The following is a 21913-nucleotide window of genomic DNA, read 5'->3' on the forward strand; positions in this document are numbered from 1 at the left end:
CGTCATTTTTTGACACGGCGGCAGAAACGGTCAAGCGTCTCCAGAAAGGCCGAGCGGTCACGCGGTGAAAAGGCCGCGTTATATCCCTTGCTTTCCCCGGTTTCACGCAGATGCGCGCCAAGATCACGCATCGCCGTCGCCATGCCGATATTCGACGGATCGAAAACACGACCCGTCGGTCCCGTCACCAGCGCACCTTTGGCGACGCAGCGGCCGGCGAGAGGCACATCGGCGGTGATGACGATATCGTTTTCGCCGGCATGCTCGGCAATCCAGTCATCGGCCGCATCGAAACCCGCAGATACGATGACGTTTTTCACCATCGGGTCGCGCGAAGGGCGCAGGCCGGAATTGGCGACAAAGGTTACTTCCAGCCCATGCCGCTCCGCCACCTTGAGGATTTCCGGCTTCACGGGGCAGGCGTCGGCATCGACATAGATTTGCGGGTTTTGCGGCATGGACACTCTTTTGGGGTAATTCCTGCGATGCTTTTAAGGGCAAACGCCGTAATTACCAAGCCCGTCAGCGCTGAAATAGTGGCTCGACGGCGCACAGGAGGATGCTTGCGACGATCGCTAAAACCGTCTATGTTCACTTTATGTTCTAAATCGTGGAGAGGGTCAATGCTGGAGGAGTTTATCGTGCAAGCCAAGGCCGCAACATATGTCGGCGGCGGCGATAAATCTTCGACCCCCACGCGTCAGGGGTCGCACGATCTCGGTTATAGAGATGGAGACTGGCACTATATCGACAGCTATTTCGGAGGAACCGATTTCATCGGCCAGGAGGTCGTCTGGCATCAGGGAACGGCGGTGTGGGCGATGAGTTATTACGGCCGTATCCTCAGGCCCGATATGATCGACGGCACGACGGCCGGTATGGTTATTCAGCGGTCGCTATCCACGCTCTATCGGGAAGGCCGCTTTCTCGGCGGCTTTACTCATCCGGTGGAGAATCTGGTCTATGTCGATACGAATGCGGGTGAATTCGAGTCCTTCACCGGCGTCGAGCGCATTTACCGGGGACATGTCGAGACGTACCGGCTTGACTATCATGGCGGCATCATAAAGCCATGAGAAGTGCCATGACGGGGGCGATGATGTTTTCACCGCCCCATCACAGGTCTCAGATCAGCCGGGCTGCTTGGTCTTGCGCAGATAGGGAAGAACCGTGTCATAGGAGCCGAAACGGGCAATCGCATCTTCGTTGGAGACGGCGGCGGTGATGATGACATCCTCTCCCTGCTTCCAGTTGGCGGGGGTCGCCACCTGGTGTTTGGAGGTGAGCTGGATGGAATCGATGGCGCGGAGAATTTCATGGAAATTGCGGCCGGTGGTCATCGGGTAGGTGAGGACCAGCTTGATCTTCTTGTCCGGGCCGATGACGAAGACGGAGCGCACGGTGGCGTTATCGGCGGGCGTGCGGCCTTCGGAACTGTCGCCTGCACCCGCCGGCAGCATGTCATAGAGCTTCGCCACCTTCAGGTCCTTGTCGCCGATCAGCGGATATTCGACATTAAAGCCGGTCGCGGTGCGGATATCGTTCTTCCATTTTTCATGACTTTCAACCGGATCGACAGAAATGCCGATGATCTTGACGCCGCGTTTTTCGAATTCCGGCTGCAGGCCGCCCATGGCGCCAAGTTCCGTCGTGCACACGGGCGTGAAGTTTTTCGGATGGGAAAACAGGACCGCCCAGCCATCGCCGATCCAGTCGTGAAAACGCACCGAACCCTGGGTGGTCTCGGCGGTGAAGTCGGGGGCAATATCGTTGATACGCAGGCTCATAGTGTGCTTTCTCCCTGATGTTTTGAACTGAAAATCTGATGGTTCTCGGCAATTCGTGTCCGACGCAAGAGCTTAGAGTTTTTGCCCGAAATGGCCAGAGCTTTTCACTCCCTGCCGATGACTAAGTAGGCGAGGGCCTGACTGTGCAGACCCTCACGCTGCCCTCAGAGACCCATCATCGCCGGTTTCCAGAACCGCTCCCGATCAAGCCCGTCGTGGCACTCGATCACGATCCGTGTGCCGTTCCTGAGACGCCGCCGCAAAAGACCTGATTGCGCCCGTATCTGCCCGCCTTCATGAAGCTTCTGCAGCATCGAGCGTGAAAGCCCCAGTTCGGAGGCCAGCAGGCGATCGAGGCGTATGCCAGCCGGAAACGGAACCGCGAGATCGATCTCGGCCGCGGCCCAGTAGGGAGGTTCGTTCCGTATCTTTTTCCCGATATCGAACTCCGGAAACTCGTCGACACGCTGCGACTTGCGTCTCAACGCCTCGAGGTTGAAGGTTTCGGCTCTTATCCATTGCGGATCGTTGGACTGTAGTGCCTCCAGAACAGGTGGGCTTATGTCGCGAACATTCTGCCGCTCGAAGATTGGCCGGTTCCAGCTTTTGTCGCAGATCAGGCATCTGTAGATGAGCCAGGCATCGAGTTTACGGCCATTGGCATTGAGTCGGATCTTGCCGCTGGCCTGAAATGCCCTCAGCTCACCGCATCCGTTGCAGGCAAGCCAGGGCTGGGGCGCCGTTCTTGGCGTGATGGTCCATTGGACCCGAAGGAGGTTGCACATTGTGTCTTGGTCTTCCGTCTGGAAGTCCACCAAGATGGTGCAGGAGAAAACCCTTGCGGGTGCGGCGTGGCGATGTCCTGGGTGGGCGAAGAGCGGAGACAGCAGGGCTGTGCAAGGCACATTTTAACAATGCCAGACCGGTCTCTTGCCACCACCCGATGAACATGATCATACGCCGACAGCCCGTGGCTATCCGCAATACGGGTGAAACTGGATTGAGACCGGTATTTACTTAGGCAAAGTCTACCTCGATGCGCCAATGCTCTTCGCGGGCGACGATAACAAATGATGGCCCAGAGAGGGAGTCCTCCCGCATTCTGCGGCTGAAACAAGTTATGCCTGCAGCTTTTGCGCAACTCTTCGAATTGGCAGGCTTTATTGTCCGGAGGAAATTTCGTGATGGCTGGCATTCGAGGTTACCAGAAGGGGAACCATGCGACGAAGGGTCGGATCTCTACGAATGAAATGGTGCCATAGCGCCGCTATCACATGCAGAAGGACGATAACGGCAGCGAGATAGGCGAGGGTGGCGTGAACGTCACTCCAGAAGGCCTCGGCCTGATCTGAAATCTCCATCGGCAATCCCGGAATGACGACGAGATCAAAGACGTAGCTGGGGATTTGCAAGGGAGAGCTCGACGCCACTGCCCAACCGGCGAGGGGAACGGCCAGGGTCAGGAACAGCAACGCCGCATGAGCGATCCGCGCGGCGAAGCTCGAAACCGGACCTTCGCCATCGACAGCCCGCGGCTTTCGGCTGAAAACCGACCAGATGCAACGCGGCACTGCGAGCGCCAGCACCAGAAATCCGATCGACTTGTGGTACTGAAAAAGATCGAACTGGAGCACCGGATCGATGCTGTCGCGGCTCATCAGATATCCCAATGCGAGCTGTGCTACGAAAAGGATCGCGATAGTCCAATGGAACGCGATCGCCACCAGTGCAAAGGAGGAGGGCGTGTTGCGCCAGCTGCGTCCAACAGCCGGGGCACTCTCTGAATTGTCGCCAGAATATTGCATCGGTTAACTCAGCTGTTGGTAGGTGTCTTTGGCGATGGCGTCCATGCGGTCCGTCGGCAGATTGCCGACCAGAGCGCAGCGGATCATTTCGTCATCCCAGGACACTGTCTCCAGCGAACCGACACTGGAGCGCCGCATAGCGGTGTCGCTCGAGTCAGCCGCAGCAACGATGTAAAGCGTGACACGCTGCCCGCCTTTGTCTTCGTACATAAGCTGGGCGGCAGGGCCTTCGGAGCCGGGCAGCACACGGCCACCAACGAGGGAGAGGCCATGACGAGTGAGATCGGGGATATTGATTTTACGGTCCAGCCGCTTCGAGAGCCATTTCGGCAGGTTCTGGGCATCTTCGCTATCGGCGCGGACCTCCACCGGATGAAGAACGTCGCTAGCAAACAGCTTATGTGCCTGCGTTGCATCCGCCACGATGGAAGCAGGTCCGGCAACCTCGGATACAAGCCCACGCCCGAACCAGCCGCCTGTCAGCCCGACGGCAAGAACAATGACGGCTGCCGCCGCCCTGTTGCGCCAGTCGGCCCGCCCCGATCGCATGCGCCGCTCAATGCGGTATACATCGAGACGATCGGGCAAGACATTGGTGTCGAGAGGACCATAGAGAGCCGTCAGCGTCGCATTCTGCTGCTGCCACATCTTGACCTTGCGTGCGTCGGCCGGATTGGAGGTGAGGTGGGCACGAACGGCATCGCGCCTGTCGTCTTCAAGCTGCCCATCGACATAGGAGATGAGATCGGCTTCGGTTATCTGTGGATCGCTGCCGGTCATTTTATCACCTTGAGATTTGGCTGGTCTTCCTGGGTCATGCGGGCAAGCTCCGTTCGGGCCCGCCCCAGCCGGGACATCAGTGTGCCAAGGGGAATTTCAAGAATCTCTGCGGCTTCCGCATAGGTCAGGCCTTCGACAACGACGAGGAGAAGCGCCTCACGGTGTTCGCCGGACAGTTTTTCGATGGCGCGTGCCATTTCCGCAAGGGCGACCCGACCCGTCTGGGCCGCCGGAACAACCAGTTGTTCCGCAGCATCGTCAATCGGGATCTGCCGGGGCCGGCGTTTGCTGCCGCGCAGATTGTTGCGGTAGACATTAACAAGCACCCGATACAACCAAGGACGCAACGGACCCTGCGGTCGCCACAATGCCTTTTTTCGGATCGCTCTTTCCAGGCAGTCCTGGACGAGATCGTCAGCCGTGTCGCGATCATGCGTCAATGCATTCGCATAACGCCGGAGCGCTGGTATGCAACTTGTCATCTCGTCCAGAAAGTCCGGCATTGCCGTTACTCCTTGGCAACGTGCCAAACGCCGCCGACGCCATCGCCTGTGATGTCGCCGGGTTTCTTGTCCATCTGCCAGCGATAAAGCGGCTTTCCGTCATGCGACCACTGCATCGTGCCGTCCTTGCGGGCGATCGGTTTGTAGTCGCCGTCTGCCTTGTTGGTTTTCAGGGCGGTGAGGGGTGGCCATTTTTTCGCGCAGCCATCATAGCAAGCCGATGAGGCGTCACCGTCATTGTCGAATGTATAGAGCGTCATGCCCTTGGTGTCGGTGAGGATAGTGCCCTTGGCCGTTGCCTTTTCAATCACCGCGCCACCGGCATAAGGCTCGGCAAGGGCGGCAGTGGAGGCGAGCGCCAGGGCGCCGGCCAAAACGAATTGATGTGCACGCATGAGATAGTCCTTTGAGGAAACGGATCGGACAAGGCGCCGATACTGGATAAAACACCGGCCGGCGGAATTTATTCCCCGCCTCGCTGACTTTTTGGTGCGTCTGCCGCTTTTTATCTGACGCCCTTCAGATTGATGTCGAACGCCACCATATTCGAATAGAGCGGCACACCGACGCCCATGCCATAGGGCATGCGGGGGATATTGCCAGTGACATGGAAGGTGACCGATCCCTTTTGCTGTTCAATAAATGTCGCGTGAAAGGTCTCGGGTCGGGATACGCCTTTGGCGGTCAATATGCCTTCGACCACCGCGCTGCGCGGTCCATCCTGAATGACCCGGTTGGAGCGAAACACGATCTGCGGATAGGCGGCGACATTAAAAACCGCGCTGGATTTCAGGAAGTTTTCCACCCGCTCTTGCCCCGTCTTCACGCTGGACGGATTCAGGCTGATTTCCACGTAAGACTTCGCCGGCTGGTCCGGATCGATGTCGAACCGGCCGGTTATGTCGAGGATTGCACCCTTGATTCCCGGACCGGCAACCTGGTCGATTGAAAACCCGATATGGGACGCGGGATCGATGCGATACCGTCCGGCAGCAGACGAGAACGGGCTGGCGGAGACCGGAGTGCACGCCAGTGCCGCCATCAGGAAAGTGAGGGAGTAGGTGTATTTCACGGCGGAGGTTCCTTTGTGAGTACGTGGTCGCACTCAGAAGAACACCGCAGGGAAGCATTTAATCCATGTGATTGGCGATAGATCGTCAAATAGGTGCAATCCGATCAGCCACAGAAACGCAATCTATCGTGATACAATAATCGCATAAGATAGATTGTGGAATTTCAGAGGTTTAGTGACAGTGTATATTCATACACTTGAGTAACTCACGTTACATAATCTGTGTGAACTGATTTGGGGTCACTCGTCAAGCATTAGAATGAACTTCCCAACACTTTATTAACACCACGGCACAAAGGATTTTCTACCTCCGCCGCCGCCCTTCGAACGGGCTGCTTTTTTGCTGTCTGGACGCTTTTTGCACACTGGTAGATCGCGCGCCTTTTCAGACGACTTCCTTGCGTCAGGCTCAGGTGTGCTTGGAGCTAAGGACAGCTGTGATACTTGGCGGGGAGGGTGTGCCGTTTTTACGACCGGCTTCCTAACGGGCGCATACTTCGGCTTTGGCTTCGCCGCCTTCGGTCGTGATATCGAGGGAAGAGACGAGACAGGCCGAAGCGATGTTTTCACATCGACATAATTCGTCCTGGGGGAATTGCGCTTCACCGTAACCCGCAGGGCCGGTTCAGCTACCCGCCTCACCTGAAAGGCGAGGGCAGGACCTACAGTTCTATCGGGACTGTAGGAACGTGAGTTTGAAACCCGGCGAGACGCCACAGGCGTTCTGTCTCGTACGGGTTGTGACTTTTTGGCTTTATTTTTACGTGCCATCCGGCATCTCCCTCATGATCGATTGAGAACCACAGCCGGACACCGGCAGTGGCGGTGAAGTAGCAGTTTGCTTTTTCGCAAAACTGCACAATTGCCCCTTCGAATGGCGGGGCGACGGGGACAGGCCCCTTAGAGCGGTGCTCTGAATAAAGGAACTCATCGTACACGGGCGTAGCTCCGGTATCGAGGAAGTCCCAAATGATCTCACTGCGGGGAGGGAGATCACCATGCTTTTCATCCCAAATGTCGATGAAATATTGCAGGAAGTTTTCCGCCGTTTTTCCGGTCATGTGGAACTGAACCGGCTTGGCCGCTTCCCGAAACTGCTTATGCGTTTTGGCGCGAAGTGTCCGGGGGACACGGCGCACATCGGGGAAGCCGTACATGAGCGTCTGCGGGGACAGGCCCGCATCGAGATATTCATGCGCAAGGCGCTTGAAATACTCATGCCCAAGCGGCGGCTTCTTGGAAACCATCGGCCCCCATCCTTGCTGTTCTTCGTCAGCAGCGTCTTTCAGAAGGTACTTGCACGCATAGCGCACCGCCTCCGGCGTGGACTTGTCCCAATAGGACCAGCCATGCGGCCAATGTTTTTCCATGAAGTTTTCTCTCAACTGATGGTCGGGGACAGGCCCCTGCCAGTAGAGAATAATGTGCCAATGCGCGCGGCCCTTCATGGAGCCGTATTCGCCTACGACGAAATACCGAACGGGAAACCCATCGGCGCGGAGATACTTCAGGTATTTTTGCACATCGGAGTAAGTCAGAACCGCAGCACGGATATGATCGATATCGCCCGTTGTGCGATCCTGCCCATAGGTCAGGGTTACGACATGCGAGGCAGTTGCAGTCTTACTTTCGGCAATGTTTCGGCCAACCCAATCGTCAACTTTGGTTTCCCGACATTGCCAGCATTCGCGACAGGCCACGACGCCGACATCGCTAATTTTTACCGGGTTCAAACACATGCGTTTTCGTGTCCTGTCACTAAATGCACCTATTACCAAGGGTGGTGTTTCCGCCGCGCCTCCCTCCCTCCCGTGATCTTGGGATCGAGGGAGGGAGGCACGGCTACGCGCCCGCCGAGTTGACGGCGGGTGCGCTTTTCATTCGCCAAAGAGGCTTGGTTACAGGGAGCGGCCAATATCTCGCCAATTGGCGAGTTCCCAATGGGCTGGATCGTAAAACGACCAGTCACCGCCCCATACGACCTGGACGCCCATCGAGGCCGCGACTTCCTTGCCGATATGTCCGACAAGGTCCCACTGCTTCCGCGTGAGGTCCCACGCTTTCGTGCCGTGCACGATATCAACGGCAAAGCCGTGATTGTGGGCCGACTGCCCCGGTTTCGCTTTGCTCAGGCCCTTAACGTACAATCGTTGCTGCTCCACATCATCGCGATAAACGCAATGTGCGAACATTGGCACGCCAAGTTTTGCGAAACGCTTAATTAGCTTTCGCTCAAATTCGAGCAAAGTAGGATGCCCCCGAGAGCGATCAGCACGATTGTGCTGACCCTTGTGCCGTTCGCTGAGAAGGAATGATCTATCGATCACCCCCCTCAGTTCCGCGGCGTATTTGTCGCCGTCAGGCGGTACCGCCCGCTCCGGCTGATCCCCCTCCGGGGCCGCCCTATTGTTCGCCTCCATTCGGGGCAGGGGCAGTTTCGCCGGGTTCTTCACCGGCTGCGCCTTGTGCTGGTATCTGTTCGCTACCAGCGCCAGCAACCGTTCCCGGAGCGTTGGAGACGACGGTTTCTGCAGGTCTGCCATTTTCTTCCTCCATACGCCGACGCGCGAGCGCGGCTTCGAATTCGTCCGCCTGCTGCGCGAGGCGACGCTCCAAATTCTGGTTCATGCGGAACATCATTTCTTCGAGTTCCGGATTGCGATGCCGCCGGTTTGCGATCTTGGTGAAGACCACCGGATCGACAACCTCAGAGAACGTGGGTTCAAGGTCCGCACTGACATACTGGACCACGCCGGAACCTTTCTCGGCGTACACGCGGAAGGTCCCCGCCGCGTTGAACTCCACCGTTTCCTGCCCTTCGGGGAGGGTGCAGAGAAACCGCTCCTCATCATCCACGCGGATGAAGAATGACGTGACGGCCTCGAGATTAAAATCGATGCGCACACGACGCTCGGCGATGTCCGAGCCGGAGAAGACAATCGCGGTATCGGGCGCAAGCGCCGACCAGCGAGCGAGAGAATTGAGCTTTACGACCATTGATCAAGCCTCCTTTTCAATGCGTCCCTGCGGAGCGACCGCAAGCACCTTTTCGTAATCGTCCGTGGCCTCAACCAGATGGCCGCCGAACACGGTGTTTCCTTCGATGAAAACATCGCCCTGCGTGACGACTTCGAAGGGGTCCTGATTGGTGACGACAAACGGTTTCGTGTGCATGTTCGTGCACAGGTAGAAATCCGTCGAAAGCGTGGGATTGATCGTCTCGACAGCCCAAATGCGCTGCCGGTCTTCATCGAAGCCGGTGTTAACCGTGGGGCGGTAGAACCGCCCACCGACGCGGGGTGTGTCGATGATCCAGCGACCATTGAGCGGCTCATAACCGAACGTGGAGTTCGGCGTGGAATGAGACGTGTCGATGCGGCTGTTTTTCACCACATCGACCTTTTCGGGATCGAGCGTATCACGCAGATACTGCGGCAAATCATCGACCGACAGGCTATTAAGCCATGGATCTTCCTGCCGCTCGAAAAGCTGGTCGGGAGTGATCTCCGCCACGACCATGATGATGCCGCCCGTGTTGATGCGCGGCATCTGGATCGACATATCGAGACCCGTCATGCCGTTGACCACACTTTCCGTCAGGTTGCCGGCATCCGAAGCATAACGCTTGGACATGCCGAAAATCGTCTTGCGATCGGAGAGCAGCATTGGCTGCTTGAACGCCTGATCGGGAATGGAAATGGCATCCATCAGCAAATTGATGATGTAATCATCGTGCTGATTATACTGCTGGCGAAGGCGGGCAAACGCCTGTGTTTTGCGGGCCATCTCGATATTGGAAAGCGACACGGAAATGCCGTTCTCCTCAAGTTCGGCCCAAATGTCCGGGCCAGCGGCAGCAACGGAATGCCGCATAGCGAGCTTCGCAGCACCGGCAAGGAGCGGTTCTTCTGCGCCCTGAACGAGATACGCAGTCGGATATACGGCGTTGCCGCCCGCCTCCTGTATCGTCGCATTTGTGAGCGGTGTGCCGTGCTTGTCGTAATAGCCGATACCCGAAAGCCGCAACTGCTGAGACGCAATGTTGAGCGGCACCTCGCCGTCGATAACAGCCTGATCGAAATCGGGAACGATATGGCTGAAACGCTCATGCGACCAGAAGGCCGGAGCCAGCGTTGCATCAAGACGCGTGCGGAGCGCCAAATCCGGCGAACGGTTCTTCGCACGGAAGTTCCAGATTTGGTTATAGGCCTCGATATACGAGGAATTCACCATCTGGTCCGCACGGCCATGTAGGCCTAGATAGCGGTAAATGTCGTTCGAGCCGTGCGCACCGAACGCCACCTGCTCAATGAAGGCGACAACCATCTCGCCTTCGAGCGGCGGCTTGCCTTCATACGACAGGTTCAGCTGGTCCATCGAACCGTTGAAGCGTTCGAGAGCCAGCATCGGCACAAAATAGGCCATGACGCGCACGTTAATCGCGTTCATGAGCACTTCCGCCGTTTCCATCATCTCGAAGGAAAAACGGAGGCGGCCAGAGCGGACAGCGTCTTCGCGCAAAAGCGGGAAAGCCGCAATCGGCACGCACTTGCCAGCGGGGAGGGACGTGATACCCCTCGCAGAATGCTTGCGCATCGTGCGGGGAGCCACCAAAGGCTCCGTCCGCGTGCGGCTATTTGTGATTGAATTTGGTCCTGCCATTTTGGGTTCCTTTCTTGAACCTTTTGAAAACTTTCTTTACCGTCACCGCCGCACGCCTACAGGTGCGACACCGTTTCTTTGGAGAAGGCATAAAATGACCCCTGTTCAGTCTCAGGCCCTTGATTTACTTGCCAAAATATTCATTTGGACCGTAAAGGGCTTCGCCCTCGCTTTCGGCATAAGTATCGCAGCCGGTATTATCGCCGCTTTCTTCATCTAGCGCGGGATAAACTCGGCACCATTTCTCTGATCTCATCGAAATACTTCTTGCGATACTTCGGGTCGGGCTTCGTTGCTTTCGCACGATGATAACGCCCCGTGCCATAGGCATCATTGGCCGTCTTTGCGTTTCGGTATGCCGAATACGCAGCATCGCCTAGAAACTTAACAGCACCGCCGATAGTCGAGAAAATCTCGTTATCGCCGTAGATAGTTTCCGTAGTTTCAGCATCCGGAAACCACGGGGCATGAAACCAGCCTTTACGGCCATCATTCAGCCCCATGCTAGAAACGGTAGGATCATCCCCACCGACCAACGTACCTTCACCCGGCTTATTGCCGCCGGACTTCGTGAAGGAACTCGACCGAGACGCAAGGCTTGCGCCCGCGCCGGACGGCCGCCGTTCGAAATCGCCCTGGGCGAACGAACCGACACCACGCGCAACACCGGACAAAGCAGACGCGTTGAGCGCTGCAATCTGGCTTTCAACCAGCCGGTATTCCTGTTCGCGCTTGCTATCCGCGAACGGGTCAAAGTTGGACATGAAATCCCCAACAGCGCCGACCGCATCAGCGGCGACCGATCCACCAACCGCCTGCCGAACAGGCGCTTGACGGGCAGGGGATGGAGACGCAGTCAAAGGAGTGGACGACAGCGGAGCAAAGCCCGCCCCGGCGTTATAGTTCGAAGCCGCACCACTGCGAACGAGCGTCAGCGGGTTAAACCCCGCTTTCGTCGCATCCTCGACAAGATTGCCGAGAACGGTGCGGCTGTACGCCCGAGCCTCATCAAGTTGAGCGCGGTCATACGCCCGACTTTCCTCCAACTCGGTCCGGTTGTAAGCCCGTTCTTCCGTCCGGTCCTCCAACTGCCATTCACGCTGCTGCTCGGCAGCAGCCATGTCATTGGCGTATTGCTGGTTGGCCTGTTTTTTTGCGGCCTTATTCTTGAGAGCACTCCCGGCGATACCAGCGATCGCGGGAATGAGGAAATTCAGGAATTAACGAACCTCCTGTGTTTTGGGTTTCGACACGCGCTTGCGCTTGGGCTTAGGAGCCTGCTTTCCCGCGAACACGAAATCCGCGAGAAGGAGCAGACCAGCGACAACCCAAGCCTCGAACTTAGCAGAGAGCGACGGATCGACCGCCATAGCGCCGGACAAGGCCGACGCCGCTAATGCGCCGAAGCGCATCGCAAGCGGCTTAATGAGAACAGACACGAAATTTTTCATGAACGATCCCTTCCAGATGTTCACGAAATTCCCCAATTACATCGCATAAGATAGATTATGGAACTTATTCGTTTATGAAATCCCGGATTTGCGTGACTATCGCTTGTTCAAGCACCCTACGTATCCCGCAACTGACACTTAGATCGATTTCAGCGAAACACGCTTTTCAAGCTCAGCCGCCTGTTCCTTGCGTTCACTGTAACGATCCGTGAGATAGTCGGAAGCGTCACGCGTCAGCAATGTGAATTTCACCAGCTCCTCGCAGACATCCACGACCCGGTCATAATAGGACGAAGGCTTCATCCGGCCATCCGCGTCGAATTCCTGAAACGCCCGGGCCACAGAGGATTGGTTGGGAATGGTGATCATTCGCATCCACCGGCCGAGAATCCGCATCTGGTTCACGGCGTTGAAGGACTGGCTGCCGCCTGAAACTTCCATGACGGCGAGCGTCTTGCCCTGTGTCGGCCGGATCGATCCGGCCGCGAGCGGAATCCAGTCGATCTGCGATTTCATGACTCCGGTCATCGCGCCGTGGCGCTCCGGGCTTACCCAGACCTGGCCTTCCGACCATTGCGCGAGTTCACGCAGTTCCTGCACCTTGGGATGGCTCGCCGGTGCCTCATCGGGCAAAGGCAGGCCTTTCGGGTCGAATATCCGAACCTCCCCACCGAGCCGTTCGAGCAACCGACCCGCTTCGAATGCAAGCAGGCGACTATAAGAAACCTCGCGCAGAGACCCGTAAAGGATCAGGATGCGCGGCTTGTGGGTCGAAAATGCCGGACGCAGAGCTTGCTCGTCAATTTCGTGCAGGTGTTGCGCCTGCAGTGCGGGAAATGTGTCACGCAATGCGCTTTCCTTCATTGTCGAGGACCTGCTCGCCATCCTCTTTAAAGAATGGCCCCTTCAACGTCGCGGGTAGAATATCCAGAACGACCTCCGAGGGGCGGGCAAGCCGGGTGCCCAGCGGTGTGATGACGAAGGGCCGGTTGATAAGGATCGGCGTTTCTATCATCGCATCGAGCAGCTGATCATCGGTTAAGTCCGGATTATCGAGACGGAGCGCGGCATAGGGGGTCCCCTTCTCGCGTATGGCTTCGCGTACTGTCAGACCAGCATCGGCAATCATTTTTGCGAGCTGTTCACGCGTCGGCGGTTCCCGCAGGTACTCTACCACGGTCGGCTCGATTCCTGCTGCCCGGATCAGCGCCAGCGTATTGCGAGACGTTCCACACGACGGATTGTGAAAAATCGTGGCATTCATACTCATTGCCTTTCGGTCATTATCGTTCGGGAAACGGCAGGCGCAGCCTCATACCAGCCCTTAGAGCGGTTCACGATCCAGACGACAGAAAGCATGACCGGGACTTCGATGAGGACGCCGACGACGGTTGCAAGTGCAGCGCCCGACTGAAGGCCGAACAGGCTGATTGCGGCTGCGACCGCAAGTTCGAAAAAGTTACTGGCGCCGATCAGGGCTGAAGGACCGGCAACGCAGTGCCTTTCACCAGCCATCCGATTGAGGAGATAGGCAAGCCCGGAATTCAGATAGACCTGGATCAGGATCGGGATGGCGAGCAGGCCGATGACGGCCGGCTGGGCGATGATCTGCTCGCCCTGAAAGGCGAAAAGAAGAACCAGTGTCGCAAGCAGCGCCATCAGCGAGATCGGCTGGAACGTTGAGAGAAAACGATCCAGCGTTCCTGACGTGCCAGCCGCCACGAGCCTGCTCCTTATTGTCTGCGCGATAATGACGGGCACGACAATATAAAGCGCCACGGAGAGAATGAGCGTGTCCCACGGAACGGTGATGGCCGAAAGGCCGAGCAACAGGCCGACGATCGGGGCAAACGCCACGACCATGATCGCATCGTTGAGTGCGACCTGCGACAGCGTGAACAGCGGCTCACCGCGTGTGAGGTTGCTCCAGACGAAGACCATAGCGGTGCATGGGGCCGCGGCAAGGATGATCAGCCCGGCGATGTAGGAACCGATCTGATCCGCCGAAAGATACGGGCGGAACAACCAGCCGATGAAAAACCAGCCCAACATGGCCATCGAGAACGGCTTGACGGCCCAGTTGATGAACAGGGTCACGCCGATGCCACGCCAGAATGCGCCGACCTGCGAGAGAGAGCGGAAATCGATTTTCAGCAACATCGGAATGATCATCAGCCAGATCAGGACCGCGACCGGAATATTCACCCTGGCGATCTCGGCCGCGGCGATGAGCTGAAAGAGGTCGGGCATCAGATGGCCGAGCGCGACACCAACGACGATGCACAGAAATACCCAGACGGTCAGATAACGTTCGAAGGCAGACATCAGGCGGAGTCTCCTTGCGGCGTCGTCGCGCCCTCCATGACGCCGACATTGCGCAGGCCGATGGCGTTCATGACGCCTCCGCCTGCTGTTCGCAGCAGGGTGTGAGTTCGGCGACCAACGGAGCGCAAAGTTCGCTCGCGCCGCCGCAGCAATCCTTCAGCAGAAACAGGGTCAGCGCGCGCAGTCCCTCGAGATCGGCGCGATAGATGATCGACCGGCTTTGCCGCTCGCTCTTGACCAGCCCTGCCCGCGCAAGCGTGGCGAGATGCGCCGACATCGTGTTCTGGGGAACATCGATGAGACGCGCGAGTTCGCCGGCCGGAATACCCTCCGGCTCGTGTTGCACAAGACGTCGGAAGGTCTCCAGCCGGGTCGATTGAGCGAGAGCGCCAAGCGCTGTTATTGCACTAATACTATCCATATATCCAGAATAATGGATATATTGACGATGTCAACGATTGAACGATGCATCTGTGGAATTTCGGGATAAATCTGAAATACAAACGGAATAACACTTATATATCAATACATAAATTGAAATTCCTAATGTAATTTAGAATTCTCCAGAAGCCTCCCGGCGTCTCAGTTCGAGCTCTTCGCTATAACGCCTCAGCGTATGGCTTTCTGTAAGCAAGCCGACGGGCCGGTTTTCGATTCTGTCGTTGACGACAACCAGCGCTTCGCTTTCCGCCGCGTCGAAGGCCGCCGCTGCCTGCCGTGCATTCATGGTCGGCAGCAATATGTCGTTCTTGTAGTGCAGATAGGTTTCGAGGCTGATCTTGCTGGGGTCGCGGTCCATCGGATCGGCATAGATTTCCGGCACGAGCACGATACCGGCATAACGCCCGTCATCATGGGTCATGATCACCCGCTGCGTCGAGCCGAGTGGGAACTTCTCCTTGAAGGCGGGAAGCCCCATGCTGACATTGGCCTTGCGGATATCGGCGCGCATCATCTTGCCCACCGTCAGATCACGGATCCAGCCGATATCATGGGCGCTGCGAATGCTCTCGCCGCGCAGGTGAAAACGCCAGGTGGCGAAGGAGTAACCGAAGGTGGTGCGCACCACCAGCGAGGTGGTGATGACCGCGGCAAGCACAAGCGCCGTGATCTGGAAATCGCCGGTCAATTCCAGCGCCAGAAACGTCATCGTCAACGGCCCGCCGATAATGGCGGCGGCAAAGGCGCTCATGCCGATCACGGCATAGACGATGGGAGCCGTCGAACCGTAACCGATATAGGGTGCGCAGAGCGCGAAAATCTTGCCGAGCAGCGACCCCATGAACAGCGAGGCGAAAAACAGGCCGCCGCGGAAATTCGAGCCGATGGAAATGGCGCTGGCCGCAGCCTTCAGCAGAAACAGCCCGGCCAGCCCGTAAATCGTCAGTTCGGCATCGATGTTGAGATGCAGCGCGCCATGGCCGCTGGAGAGAACCTGCGGCGAAATCAGCGCCAGCCCACCCACTGCCACACCGCCAATGGTGGGGCGCAGCCAGCCGGGAATGGCGCTTTTGCGGGCTGTTTCCTCGATGAAGGATACCGCCTGCATCAGCACGATGCCGATGGCGGCACAGACGACACCGAGGAAGATGGCCGGCACATAATCCGCCGGCGTTACACGGCTGGCATCGACAATATCTATCGAGAGGCCATGGCCGCCGATAAGCCCGATGACGGTGGTGGCCACCAGCGCAGAGACGATCAGCGGCGCAAGCGTCACCACGGTATAGGTGCCGATGATGAGTTCGATGGCGTAGAACGCTCCGGTTAGAGGTGCGTTGAAGGCCGCTGCAATCGCACCTGCGGCGCCACAGCCGACGAGGATGCGCATGTCCCCTCGCCTCAGCTTCAGCTTGATGCCGATCTTGGAGGCGACGCCGCTGGCGATCTGCGTATAACCGGCCTCAAGCCCGACTGAAGCACCGAAACCATTGGAGACGATGTTCTGCACGCAGACGATGATGCTATCCGTTAGCGACAGCCGGCCACCATGCAGCGCATTCGCCTCGATCGGGTCCACCATGGGCTTCTTGCGGGTCTTCGACAGAATGAAAATGATGAGGCCAAGCAGGACGCCGCCGATAATCGGCCCGAGCAGCACGATCCGCCCGGAAAGGTCGCTGCTGCTCAACCGCTCCACACCGAAGACCAGTATATGCAGCGCCGTGCTCAAGGCTCCGATCAGCGCCACCAGCAGGCCCGCCGCAATGCCGATGAGAACGGCGAGCGCGACAAGACCAAGTTCGCCACGCCGGAACATTGCCCGCAGCCGGCTGGTGCGCAGATTGTCGAAGAAGCTCGCCATACTGGGTGCACGGAAAGGCCTGGTCGACATGCTGTTCCTTTTCAGGCGGCGCCAAAGAGCAACACGCCCTTAATTTGTTGTTTCAAAGCACGTACTGCCCAAAACCGGAATCCGCATTTCGGGATACATGCTCAGGGCGCTTCGATCTCAACCTCGAAACGCATCTGGTCGTAAGCCGGTTCAACATGATCCGGCGTCTCACGCATCACCGTGTCATAATCGAGCGGAATATGCATGTGGGTCAAGATCGCCCGCTTGGGTGCGAATGCCTCGATCCAGCCGAGCGCCTGTTCCAGCGAAAGATGGCTGGGGTGATATCGGTACTGCAAGGCATCGATCACGAGCACGTCGAGTCCGGCAAGCTTGGGCAGGCTTTCCGCCGGAAAATCGCTGACATCGGTGCAATAGGCAACGTCGCCGATGCGAAAACCTAGCGAATGCACGTCGCCATGCTGCTGCATATGCACCTTGAAGGGGATCGGCCCGCCTGCCCCGTCGATGATAACAGGCTCGTTGATATCGGCGATAAGCTGCGGCCTGACAATCGGCGGATAGTTGCTGCCCGGCGGCGTCTCCAGGCAATAGGCAAAGCCGTCGCGGATGCGCGCCATGGTGACGGGATCGGCATAGATCGGAATACGGCTTTTCTGAAGAGCGAAATAGATGCGCAGATCATCGATGCCGTGCAGATGGTCGGCATGGGCGTGGGTGTAAAGCACGGCATCAACGGCTTCCACCTTGGCGGCGATCATCTGCTCGCGAAAATCCGGGCCAGTGTCGATGACGACGGTGGTCTTGCCGCCATCAGGGCCGATCTGCTCCACCATGAAGGCCGCGCGCGTGCGCCTGTTCCTGGGATTTTGAGGATCGCAGGCACCCCAGTCGCCGTTGATGCGCGGAACGCCGGGCGACGACGCGCAACCGAGAACCGTGAAGCGACGACGGTAGATTGCCACACCTACACCCTTGTCATCTTGGAAAAGCAGCGAAAGGCGTTTTCGGTGGTGATTTCGGCCATGCGCTCGAACGAGATGCCATGCACCTCAGCCAGAACCTCGGCCGTGTTGACGACATAGGACGGTTCGTTACGCTTGCCGCGCCAGCGCTTCGGCGCAAGATAGGGCGCATCGGTTTCAACGAGCAGCCTGTCCAGCGGCACGGTAGCGGCGATATCGCGAATATCCTGCGACTTCGGGAATGTCAGGATGCCGGAAAAGGACACGTAACCGCCAAGCTCGACGCCAGTTTTCGCCAGTTCCGGTCCGGCGGAAAAGCAGTGCAGGATGAAGGGAAATGCGCCCTTCCCGCTTTCGGCGCGCAGGATAGCGGCCATGTCGTCATCGGCGCTGCGGCTGTGGATGACGAGCGGGAGCTTCGTTCTTCTTGCCGCCTCGATATGGCGGATGAGACCGGTCTTCTGGTCTTCCGGCTTCTGCGTGTCGTAGAAATAATCCAGACCCGCCTCGCCGATCGCCACGATCTTGTCGTGACTTTCCGCAAGCCGCACCAGGTCGTCGGCGGAAATGTCGAGTTCCTCGTCGGCATTGTTCGGATGTGTACCGACCGAGCAGAAAACGGAGGGATAGTGTTCCGTGATTTTCAAAAGCTCCGGCAGGCGGCGCACCCGGGTCGAAATCGTCACCATCTGGCTCACACCGGAGGCATGGGCGCGGGCGATGATATCGTCGCGCTCCGCCTCGAAATCGGGGAAATCCAGATGGCAATGCGTATCGATCAGCATGGTCACGCCTTCACGCTTCCGGTGCGACGTAACGCGGGAAGACCGGCTTCGGCGCTTCGAGCGGCGTGCCCGGAACCAGACGACCGGCCTCGCCGAGCGCTGTGAAATCTCTGATGTCAGCAGGTGCCGCAACGAGATCGAGCAGCTTCTCGCAGGAATCGGGCATGAAGGGCTGCAGCAGGATGCCGATCTGGCGCACCACTTCGGCCGTTACGTAAAGCACGGTGCCCATACGCTCTGGATCGGTCTTCTTCAGCGCCCACGGTTCCTGCGACGCGAAATAGCGGTCGGTTTCCGAAACGACGGCAATGATGGCGGCAAGCGCGCGGTGAATGAGCTGCTTGCTCATTTCCTCACGGCAGACCGCAAGCAGCCCGTCCGCGGAAGCCAGCATCGCTTTGTCTTCATCGTTGAATTCGCCGGGCGTCGGGATCTGCCCGTCGCAATTCTTGACGATCATTGACAGCGAACGGCTGGCGAGATTGCCGATGCCGTTAGCAAGATCGGCGTTGATGCGGGTGGCGATACCCTCTTCGCTATAGCTGCCATCCTGGCCGAAGGAGACTTCGCGCATGAAGAAATAACGAATAGGATCGAGGCCAAAATGGCTGACCAGATTGGCCGGATCAACGACGTTGCCGAGCGACTTCGACATCTTCTCGCCCTTGTTGAGCAGGAAGCCATGCGCATAGACGCGCTTGGGCAGCGGTAGCTTCGCGCTCATCAGGAAGGCCGGCCAATAGACCGCGTGGAAGCGGATGATGTCCTTGCCGATGATGTGCACGTCGGCAGGCCAATATTTGGCGCGCGGGCCGTTCTTGTCTTCGATGTAGCCGGTCGCGGTGATGTAGTTGGTCAGCGCATCGACCCAGACATACATGACGTGCTTGGGATCGTTAGGAACCTTGATGCCCCAGTCAAAGGTGGTGCGGGAAATCGACAGGTCCTTCAGGCCGGATTTGACGAAGGAGATGATTTCGTTGCGACGCTCGGCCGGACCGATGAAATCAGGGTTCTCCTCATAGAGCTTCAGCAGCTTGTCCTGATATTCGGAGAGCTTGAAGAAATAGCTTTCCTCTTCCACCCACTCCACCGGCGTGCCCTGCGGCCCGTAACGGACACCATCGACGCGCACTTCCGTTTCGTCTTCGCCATAATAGGCCTCGTCGCGCACGGAATACCAGCCGGCATAGCTGTCCTTGTAGATGTCGCCGCTATCGGCCATCAGGTTCCAGATATTGCGCGACGTCTCGTGGTGACGCTCTTCCGTGGTGCGGATGAAGTCGTCATTCGAGGCGTTGAGCAGCTTGCCCATTTCGCGGAACTGGTCGGAGTTGCGCTGCGCCAGCTCTTCCGGCGAAATACCTTCCGCCCGCGCCGTCTGCTGCATCTTCTGGCCGTGTTCGTCCGTGCCAGTCAGGAAGAAAACATCCATTCCGTCCAGGCGCTGAAAGCGTGCCATGGCGTCCGTCGCAATCAACTCATACGCATGGCCGATATGCGGCTTGCCGTTGGGGTAGGAGATTGCGGTGGTGATGTAGAATGGTGTCTTGTCTGTCATGACGGTCTATCGACTTTACAGGCTGTTTTTTGGATAGACCGCTCTTAAACCATTGTTCGCAGCAGCGAAACAACAACTTCCCCATTTTGGGTATGATTCATACCCCTGCGCCTAAACCGAACGAATATCTTCCAGAATGGAAAGCACCATCTGTTTCTTGTCGAGATTATAGGCCTGCGCGACGGTGATACGCTCCGAAAGCGTTGAGGAAAGCCGCGCATGTTTTTCCGCCGCCGCGATATCGCCCGCCATTGCCGCCGCCCGGGCCCGCTCCATCAGTTCTTCCGTCACATGCTCCATAAAGAAGCCGAGAACGATGTCGCCGTCCTTCTGTGCCAGAACCTCGGCAAGCTTGTGCATGCGCTTGCGCGCGGCCGGCCCTTCTGCGGACATGACCTCGGCAAAGGCCTCGACAATATCGGAGCCGCCGTAATTCATCAGCTTCAGCGCCTGCGCGACACTGCCCTTCGAGGCGGCAAGCAGGGCATCGCGCTTTTCGCCTTCAGGGCTGATATCGAGTTGATCAAGCGCTTGCACCATGGCCGCATCGGAAAGCGGCAGGAGCCTAAGCGGCATGCAGCGCGAGCGGATCGTCGGCAGCAATTTTCCCGGCGCATGCGAAAGGACGAGGAACAGCGCCCGCTTCGGCGGCTCTTCCAGTATTTTCAGGATGGCGTTCGCGGCATTGCGGTTGAGATCATCAGCCGGGTCAATGATGACGATGCGCCAGTTGCCTGTGCCCGAGGTCTGCGAAAAGAAGTGCCCTGCCCGCCGCACCTCGTCCACGGTGATCGCGGATTTGACGCGCCCGGTCTTTTCATCCACCGGACGGGTGAGATGCAGGAGATTATGCGAGGCGCCGGCGGTGATCTGCCGGCTGACGAGCGATTGCGGATCGGGTTGGCCAAGAAAATCCGGCGCGGATTCGGGATCGGGATGGGTCAGCACATGATTGGCGAAACGGAAGGCGAGCGTCGCCTTGCCGATCCCCTCCGGTCCTTCGATCAGAATGGCGTGATGGCCTTTGCCCGAGCGATAGGACTGCGCAAGGAACGCCTCGGCCTCCTCATGCCCGAAAAGCTTCGTGTTCTGCTGCGGCGCGATCGCGCCGTCGAGAACGCCCTGAACCTCACTCATTCGCCGCGCCCGCTACGTTTTCCGCACGCTCGAGCAATGGCTCGACGAAAGACATGACGTCTTCCGTGACCTTGTCTTCCTGCTGGTCGGCATTGACGATGCGGCAGCGACGCGGTTCGGCCAGCGCAATATCCAGATAGGCTTCGCGCCGCTTCTCGTGGGTCTCGATTTCTTCTTTTTCGAACCGGTCAGGGGCTACCCCCTCATCCGCGCGTTTTCTGGCACGCGCCAGGCCCTTTTCGGCAGCTATATCGAAGATCAGCGTCAGTTCCGGCACGACGCCGTCGATGGCTATCCGTTGTAGCGTCTCGATGAATTCCGGCTCCAGATTGCCGGTCGTGCCCTGATAGACACGCGAGGAATCAAGGAAGCGGTCGCAAAGCACGATCTCGCCGCGCGCAAGTGCCGGGCGAATGACCTCCTCGACATGGTCGTTACGCGCCGCCGCAAACAGGATCGCCTCCATGCGCACGCCGAAGGATTCCGCCGCACCCGAGAGCAGAACATGCCTGATGGCCTCCGCGCCTGGCGAACCACCCGGCTCACGCGTGACGACCACCTCGAACCCACGGCCACGAAGCGCCTCGGCAAGCGTGCGAATCTGCGTCGACTTGCCGGCGCCCTCGCCGCCCTCGAAGCTGATGAACAATCCGGTCTTTTCGGCCAATGTCACGTCCTGCACGGGTTTCCTGAAATTCGAGATGCCTGTTTACAGCATCGAAGCGAAATGTGTGAAGCGCTTTTCGGAAAAACCAGTGCCTGAACAAAAACATAGGAACAAGGC

The 21913-nt window shown here is 58.0% G+C and carries 26 protein-coding genes; 2 read left to right on the forward strand and 24 right to left on the reverse strand.

The window, feature by feature from the left end; genetic code table 11:
- Positions 1 to 2: 2 nt before the first annotated feature.
- Positions 3 to 458 (reverse strand): YaiI/YqxD family protein, encoded by a 456-nt coding sequence (locus tag CFBP5499_RS06485; protein ID WP_080825138.1) that lies wholly within the window; start codon positions 456 to 458, stop codon positions 3 to 5.
- A 165-nt stretch (positions 459 to 623) separates the two neighbouring features.
- On the opposite strand from CFBP5499_RS06485, the gene CFBP5499_RS06490 reads away from it, so the two are divergent.
- Positions 624 to 1076, forward strand: a complete 453-nt coding sequence (locus CFBP5499_RS06490) for a DUF5680 domain-containing protein (protein WP_080825137.1) — start codon at positions 624 to 626, stop codon at positions 1074 to 1076.
- 54 nt (positions 1077 to 1130) lie between these two features.
- On the opposite strand, the gene CFBP5499_RS06495 is transcribed toward CFBP5499_RS06490, so the two are convergent.
- The 11 genes from CFBP5499_RS06495 to CFBP5499_RS06545 form a co-directional block, all read right to left on the reverse strand.
- A complete protein-coding gene (locus CFBP5499_RS06495; RefSeq protein WP_080825136.1) occupies positions 1131 to 1787 on the reverse strand; it encodes a peroxiredoxin in 657 nt (218 codons plus the stop codon).
- 164 nt (positions 1788 to 1951) lie between these two features.
- On the reverse strand, positions 1952 to 2572 hold the full coding sequence (locus tag CFBP5499_RS06500; protein WP_080825135.1) for a DUF1062 domain-containing protein: 621 nt from the start codon (positions 2570 to 2572) through the stop codon (positions 1952 to 1954).
- 375 nt (positions 2573 to 2947) lie between these two features.
- Positions 2948 to 3592 carry a cytochrome b gene (locus CFBP5499_RS06510; protein WP_080825134.1) on the reverse strand — a complete coding sequence of 215 codons (645 nt, stop codon included), beginning with the start codon at positions 3590 to 3592 and terminating at the stop codon, positions 2948 to 2950.
- 3 nt (positions 3593 to 3595) lie between these two features.
- Positions 3596 to 4372: an anti-sigma factor family protein gene (locus CFBP5499_RS06515; RefSeq protein ID WP_080825133.1), complete on the reverse strand. Its 777-nt coding sequence runs from the start codon at positions 4370 to 4372 to the stop codon at positions 3596 to 3598.
- Positions 4369 to 4875 (reverse strand): sigma-70 family RNA polymerase sigma factor, encoded by a 507-nt coding sequence (locus CFBP5499_RS06520; protein WP_080825132.1) that lies wholly within the window; start codon positions 4873 to 4875, stop codon positions 4369 to 4371. The genes CFBP5499_RS06515 and CFBP5499_RS06520 overlap by 4 nt, the downstream gene beginning before the upstream one ends.
- 5 nt (positions 4876 to 4880) lie before the next feature.
- Positions 4881 to 5270 (reverse strand): COG4315 family predicted lipoprotein, encoded by a 390-nt coding sequence (locus CFBP5499_RS06525; RefSeq protein WP_080825131.1) that lies wholly within the window; start codon positions 5268 to 5270, stop codon positions 4881 to 4883.
- 110 nt (positions 5271 to 5380) lie between these two features.
- Positions 5381 to 5947 (reverse strand): YceI family protein, encoded by a 567-nt coding sequence (locus CFBP5499_RS06530; RefSeq protein WP_080825130.1) that lies wholly within the window; start codon positions 5945 to 5947, stop codon positions 5381 to 5383.
- Between the two features lie 662 nt (positions 5948 to 6609).
- Complete coding sequence (locus CFBP5499_RS06535) at positions 6610 to 7686, reverse strand: rolling circle replication-associated protein (RefSeq protein WP_080825129.1); 1077 nt, start codon at positions 7684 to 7686, stop codon at positions 6610 to 6612.
- A gap of 159 nt (positions 7687 to 7845) precedes the next feature.
- Positions 7846 to 8139, reverse strand: a complete 294-nt coding sequence (locus tag CFBP5499_RS29950) for a M15 family metallopeptidase (RefSeq protein ID WP_233284537.1) — start codon at positions 8137 to 8139, stop codon at positions 7846 to 7848.
- Between the two features lie 211 nt (positions 8140 to 8350).
- Positions 8351 to 8944, reverse strand: a complete 594-nt coding sequence (locus CFBP5499_RS29955) for a hypothetical protein (RefSeq protein WP_158523266.1) — start codon at positions 8942 to 8944, stop codon at positions 8351 to 8353.
- Between the two features lie 3 nt (positions 8945 to 8947).
- On the reverse strand, positions 8948 to 10396 hold the full coding sequence (locus CFBP5499_RS06545; RefSeq protein ID WP_130932440.1) for a hypothetical protein: 1449 nt from the start codon (positions 10394 to 10396) through the stop codon (positions 8948 to 8950).
- Positions 10397 to 10514: 118 nt separating this feature from the next.
- On the opposite strand from CFBP5499_RS06545, the gene CFBP5499_RS06550 reads away from it, so the two are divergent.
- A complete protein-coding gene (locus tag CFBP5499_RS06550; protein WP_130932439.1) occupies positions 10515 to 10829 on the forward strand; it encodes a hypothetical protein in 315 nt (104 codons plus the stop codon).
- Here the strand turns inward: CFBP5499_RS06550 and CFBP5499_RS06555 are convergent.
- The 12 genes from CFBP5499_RS06555 to tmk form a co-directional block, all read right to left on the reverse strand.
- Positions 10822 to 11730, reverse strand: coding sequence for a hypothetical protein (locus CFBP5499_RS06555; protein ID WP_080825126.1), 909 nt, complete (start codon positions 11728 to 11730; stop codon positions 10822 to 10824). The genes CFBP5499_RS06550 and CFBP5499_RS06555 overlap by 8 nt on opposite strands.
- A gap of 99 nt (positions 11731 to 11829) precedes the next feature.
- Positions 11830 to 12060: a hypothetical protein gene (locus CFBP5499_RS06560; RefSeq protein ID WP_080825125.1), complete on the reverse strand. Its 231-nt coding sequence runs from the start codon at positions 12058 to 12060 to the stop codon at positions 11830 to 11832.
- Between the two features lie 138 nt (positions 12061 to 12198).
- On the reverse strand, positions 12199 to 12924 hold the full coding sequence (gene arsH, locus CFBP5499_RS06565; protein ID WP_175416640.1) for an arsenical resistance protein ArsH: 726 nt from the start codon (positions 12922 to 12924) through the stop codon (positions 12199 to 12201).
- Positions 12902 to 13324 carry an arsenate reductase (glutaredoxin) gene (gene arsC / locus CFBP5499_RS06570; protein ID WP_080825124.1) on the reverse strand — a complete coding sequence of 141 codons (423 nt, stop codon included), beginning with the start codon at positions 13322 to 13324 and terminating at the stop codon, positions 12902 to 12904. Before arsC ends, arsH begins: the two co-directional genes overlap by 23 nt.
- 2 nt (positions 13325 to 13326) lie before the next feature.
- A complete protein-coding gene (arsB, locus tag CFBP5499_RS06575; protein ID WP_080825123.1) occupies positions 13327 to 14385 on the reverse strand; it encodes an ACR3 family arsenite efflux transporter in 1059 nt (352 codons plus the stop codon).
- Positions 14386 to 14452: 67 nt separating this feature from the next.
- Positions 14453 to 14806 carry an ArsR/SmtB family transcription factor gene (locus CFBP5499_RS06580; RefSeq protein WP_080825122.1) on the reverse strand — a complete coding sequence of 118 codons (354 nt, stop codon included), beginning with the start codon at positions 14804 to 14806 and terminating at the stop codon, positions 14453 to 14455.
- 132 nt (positions 14807 to 14938) lie between these two features.
- Positions 14939 to 16720 (reverse strand): chloride channel protein, encoded by a 1782-nt coding sequence (locus CFBP5499_RS06585; RefSeq protein ID WP_080825121.1) that lies wholly within the window; start codon positions 16718 to 16720, stop codon positions 14939 to 14941.
- Between the two features lie 101 nt (positions 16721 to 16821).
- Positions 16822 to 17646: an MBL fold metallo-hydrolase gene (locus tag CFBP5499_RS06590; RefSeq protein ID WP_080825120.1), complete on the reverse strand. Its 825-nt coding sequence runs from the start codon at positions 17644 to 17646 to the stop codon at positions 16822 to 16824.
- A 2-nt stretch (positions 17647 to 17648) separates the two neighbouring features.
- The gene (locus CFBP5499_RS06595; RefSeq protein ID WP_080825119.1) at positions 17649 to 18431 is read right to left on the reverse strand and encodes a TatD family hydrolase; all 783 of its coding nucleotides are present in this window, start codon (positions 18429 to 18431) and stop codon (positions 17649 to 17651) included.
- Between the two features lie 10 nt (positions 18432 to 18441).
- Positions 18442 to 19992, reverse strand: a complete 1551-nt coding sequence (gene metG, locus CFBP5499_RS06600) for a methionine--tRNA ligase (protein ID WP_080825118.1) — start codon at positions 19990 to 19992, stop codon at positions 18442 to 18444.
- A 111-nt stretch (positions 19993 to 20103) separates the two neighbouring features.
- Positions 20104 to 21129, reverse strand: a complete 1026-nt coding sequence (locus CFBP5499_RS06605; protein ID WP_080825117.1) for a DNA polymerase III subunit delta' — start codon at positions 21127 to 21129, stop codon at positions 20104 to 20106.
- Positions 21122 to 21796 (reverse strand): dTMP kinase, encoded by a 675-nt coding sequence (gene tmk / locus CFBP5499_RS06610; protein WP_080827339.1) that lies wholly within the window; start codon positions 21794 to 21796, stop codon positions 21122 to 21124. The genes CFBP5499_RS06605 and tmk overlap by 8 nt, the downstream gene beginning before the upstream one ends.
- Positions 21797 to 21913 lie beyond the last annotated feature (117 nt).

The sequence above is a fragment of the Agrobacterium tumefaciens genome (assembly GCF_005221325.1).
In the GTDB taxonomy this organism is placed as follows: domain Bacteria; phylum Pseudomonadota; class Alphaproteobacteria; order Rhizobiales; family Rhizobiaceae; genus Agrobacterium.

Coding starts and splice junctions, on each gene's coding strand:
- CFBP5499_RS06485 (WP_080825138.1), bottom strand. CDS start 458: ATGCCGCAAAACCCGCAAATCTATGTCGATGCCGACGCCTGCCCCGTG.
- CFBP5499_RS06490 (WP_080825137.1), top strand. CDS start 624: ATGCTGGAGGAGTTTATCGTGCAAGCCAAGGCCGCAACATATGTCGGC.
- CFBP5499_RS06495 (WP_080825136.1), bottom strand. CDS start 1,787: ATGAGCCTGCGTATCAACGATATTGCCCCCGACTTCACCGCCGAGACC.
- CFBP5499_RS06500 (WP_080825135.1), bottom strand. CDS start 2,572: ATGTGCAACCTCCTTCGGGTCCAATGGACCATCACGCCAAGAACGGCG.
- CFBP5499_RS06510 (WP_080825134.1), bottom strand. CDS start 3,592: ATGCAATATTCTGGCGACAATTCAGAGAGTGCCCCGGCTGTTGGACGC.
- CFBP5499_RS06515 (WP_080825133.1), bottom strand. CDS start 4,372: ATGACCGGCAGCGATCCACAGATAACCGAAGCCGATCTCATCTCCTAT.
- CFBP5499_RS06520 (WP_080825132.1), bottom strand. CDS start 4,875: ATGCCGGACTTTCTGGACGAGATGACAAGTTGCATACCAGCGCTCCGG.
- CFBP5499_RS06525 (WP_080825131.1), bottom strand. CDS start 5,270: ATGCGTGCACATCAATTCGTTTTGGCCGGCGCCCTGGCGCTCGCCTCC.
- CFBP5499_RS06535 (WP_080825129.1), bottom strand. CDS start 7,686: ATGTGTTTGAACCCGGTAAAAATTAGCGATGTCGGCGTCGTGGCCTGT.
- CFBP5499_RS29950 (WP_233284537.1), bottom strand. CDS start 8,139: ATGTTCGCACATTGCGTTTATCGCGATGATGTGGAGCAGCAACGATTG.
- CFBP5499_RS29955 (WP_158523266.1), bottom strand. CDS start 8,944: ATGGTCGTAAAGCTCAATTCTCTCGCTCGCTGGTCGGCGCTTGCGCCC.
- CFBP5499_RS06545 (WP_130932440.1), bottom strand. CDS start 10,396: ATGAACGCGATTAACGTGCGCGTCATGGCCTATTTTGTGCCGATGCTG.
- CFBP5499_RS06555 (WP_080825126.1), bottom strand. CDS start 11,730: ATGGCTGCTGCCGAGCAGCAGCGTGAATGGCAGTTGGAGGACCGGACG.
- CFBP5499_RS06560 (WP_080825125.1), bottom strand. CDS start 12,060: ATGAAAAATTTCGTGTCTGTTCTCATTAAGCCGCTTGCGATGCGCTTC.
- arsH (WP_175416640.1), bottom strand. CDS start 12,924: ATGAAGGAAAGCGCATTGCGTGACACATTTCCCGCACTGCAGGCGCAA.
- arsC (WP_080825124.1), bottom strand. CDS start 13,324: ATGAATGCCACGATTTTTCACAATCCGTCGTGTGGAACGTCTCGCAAT.
- arsB (WP_080825123.1), bottom strand. CDS start 14,385: ATGTCTGCCTTCGAACGTTATCTGACCGTCTGGGTATTTCTGTGCATC.
- CFBP5499_RS06580 (WP_080825122.1), bottom strand. CDS start 14,806: ATGGATAGTATTAGTGCAATAACAGCGCTTGGCGCTCTCGCTCAATCG.
- CFBP5499_RS06585 (WP_080825121.1), bottom strand. CDS start 16,720: ATGTCGACCAGGCCTTTCCGTGCACCCAGTATGGCGAGCTTCTTCGAC.
- CFBP5499_RS06595 (WP_080825119.1), bottom strand. CDS start 18,431: ATGCTGATCGATACGCATTGCCATCTGGATTTCCCCGATTTCGAGGCG.
- metG (WP_080825118.1), bottom strand. CDS start 19,992: ATGACAGACAAGACACCATTCTACATCACCACCGCAATCTCCTACCCC.
- CFBP5499_RS06605 (WP_080825117.1), bottom strand. CDS start 21,129: ATGAGTGAGGTTCAGGGCGTTCTCGACGGCGCGATCGCGCCGCAGCAG.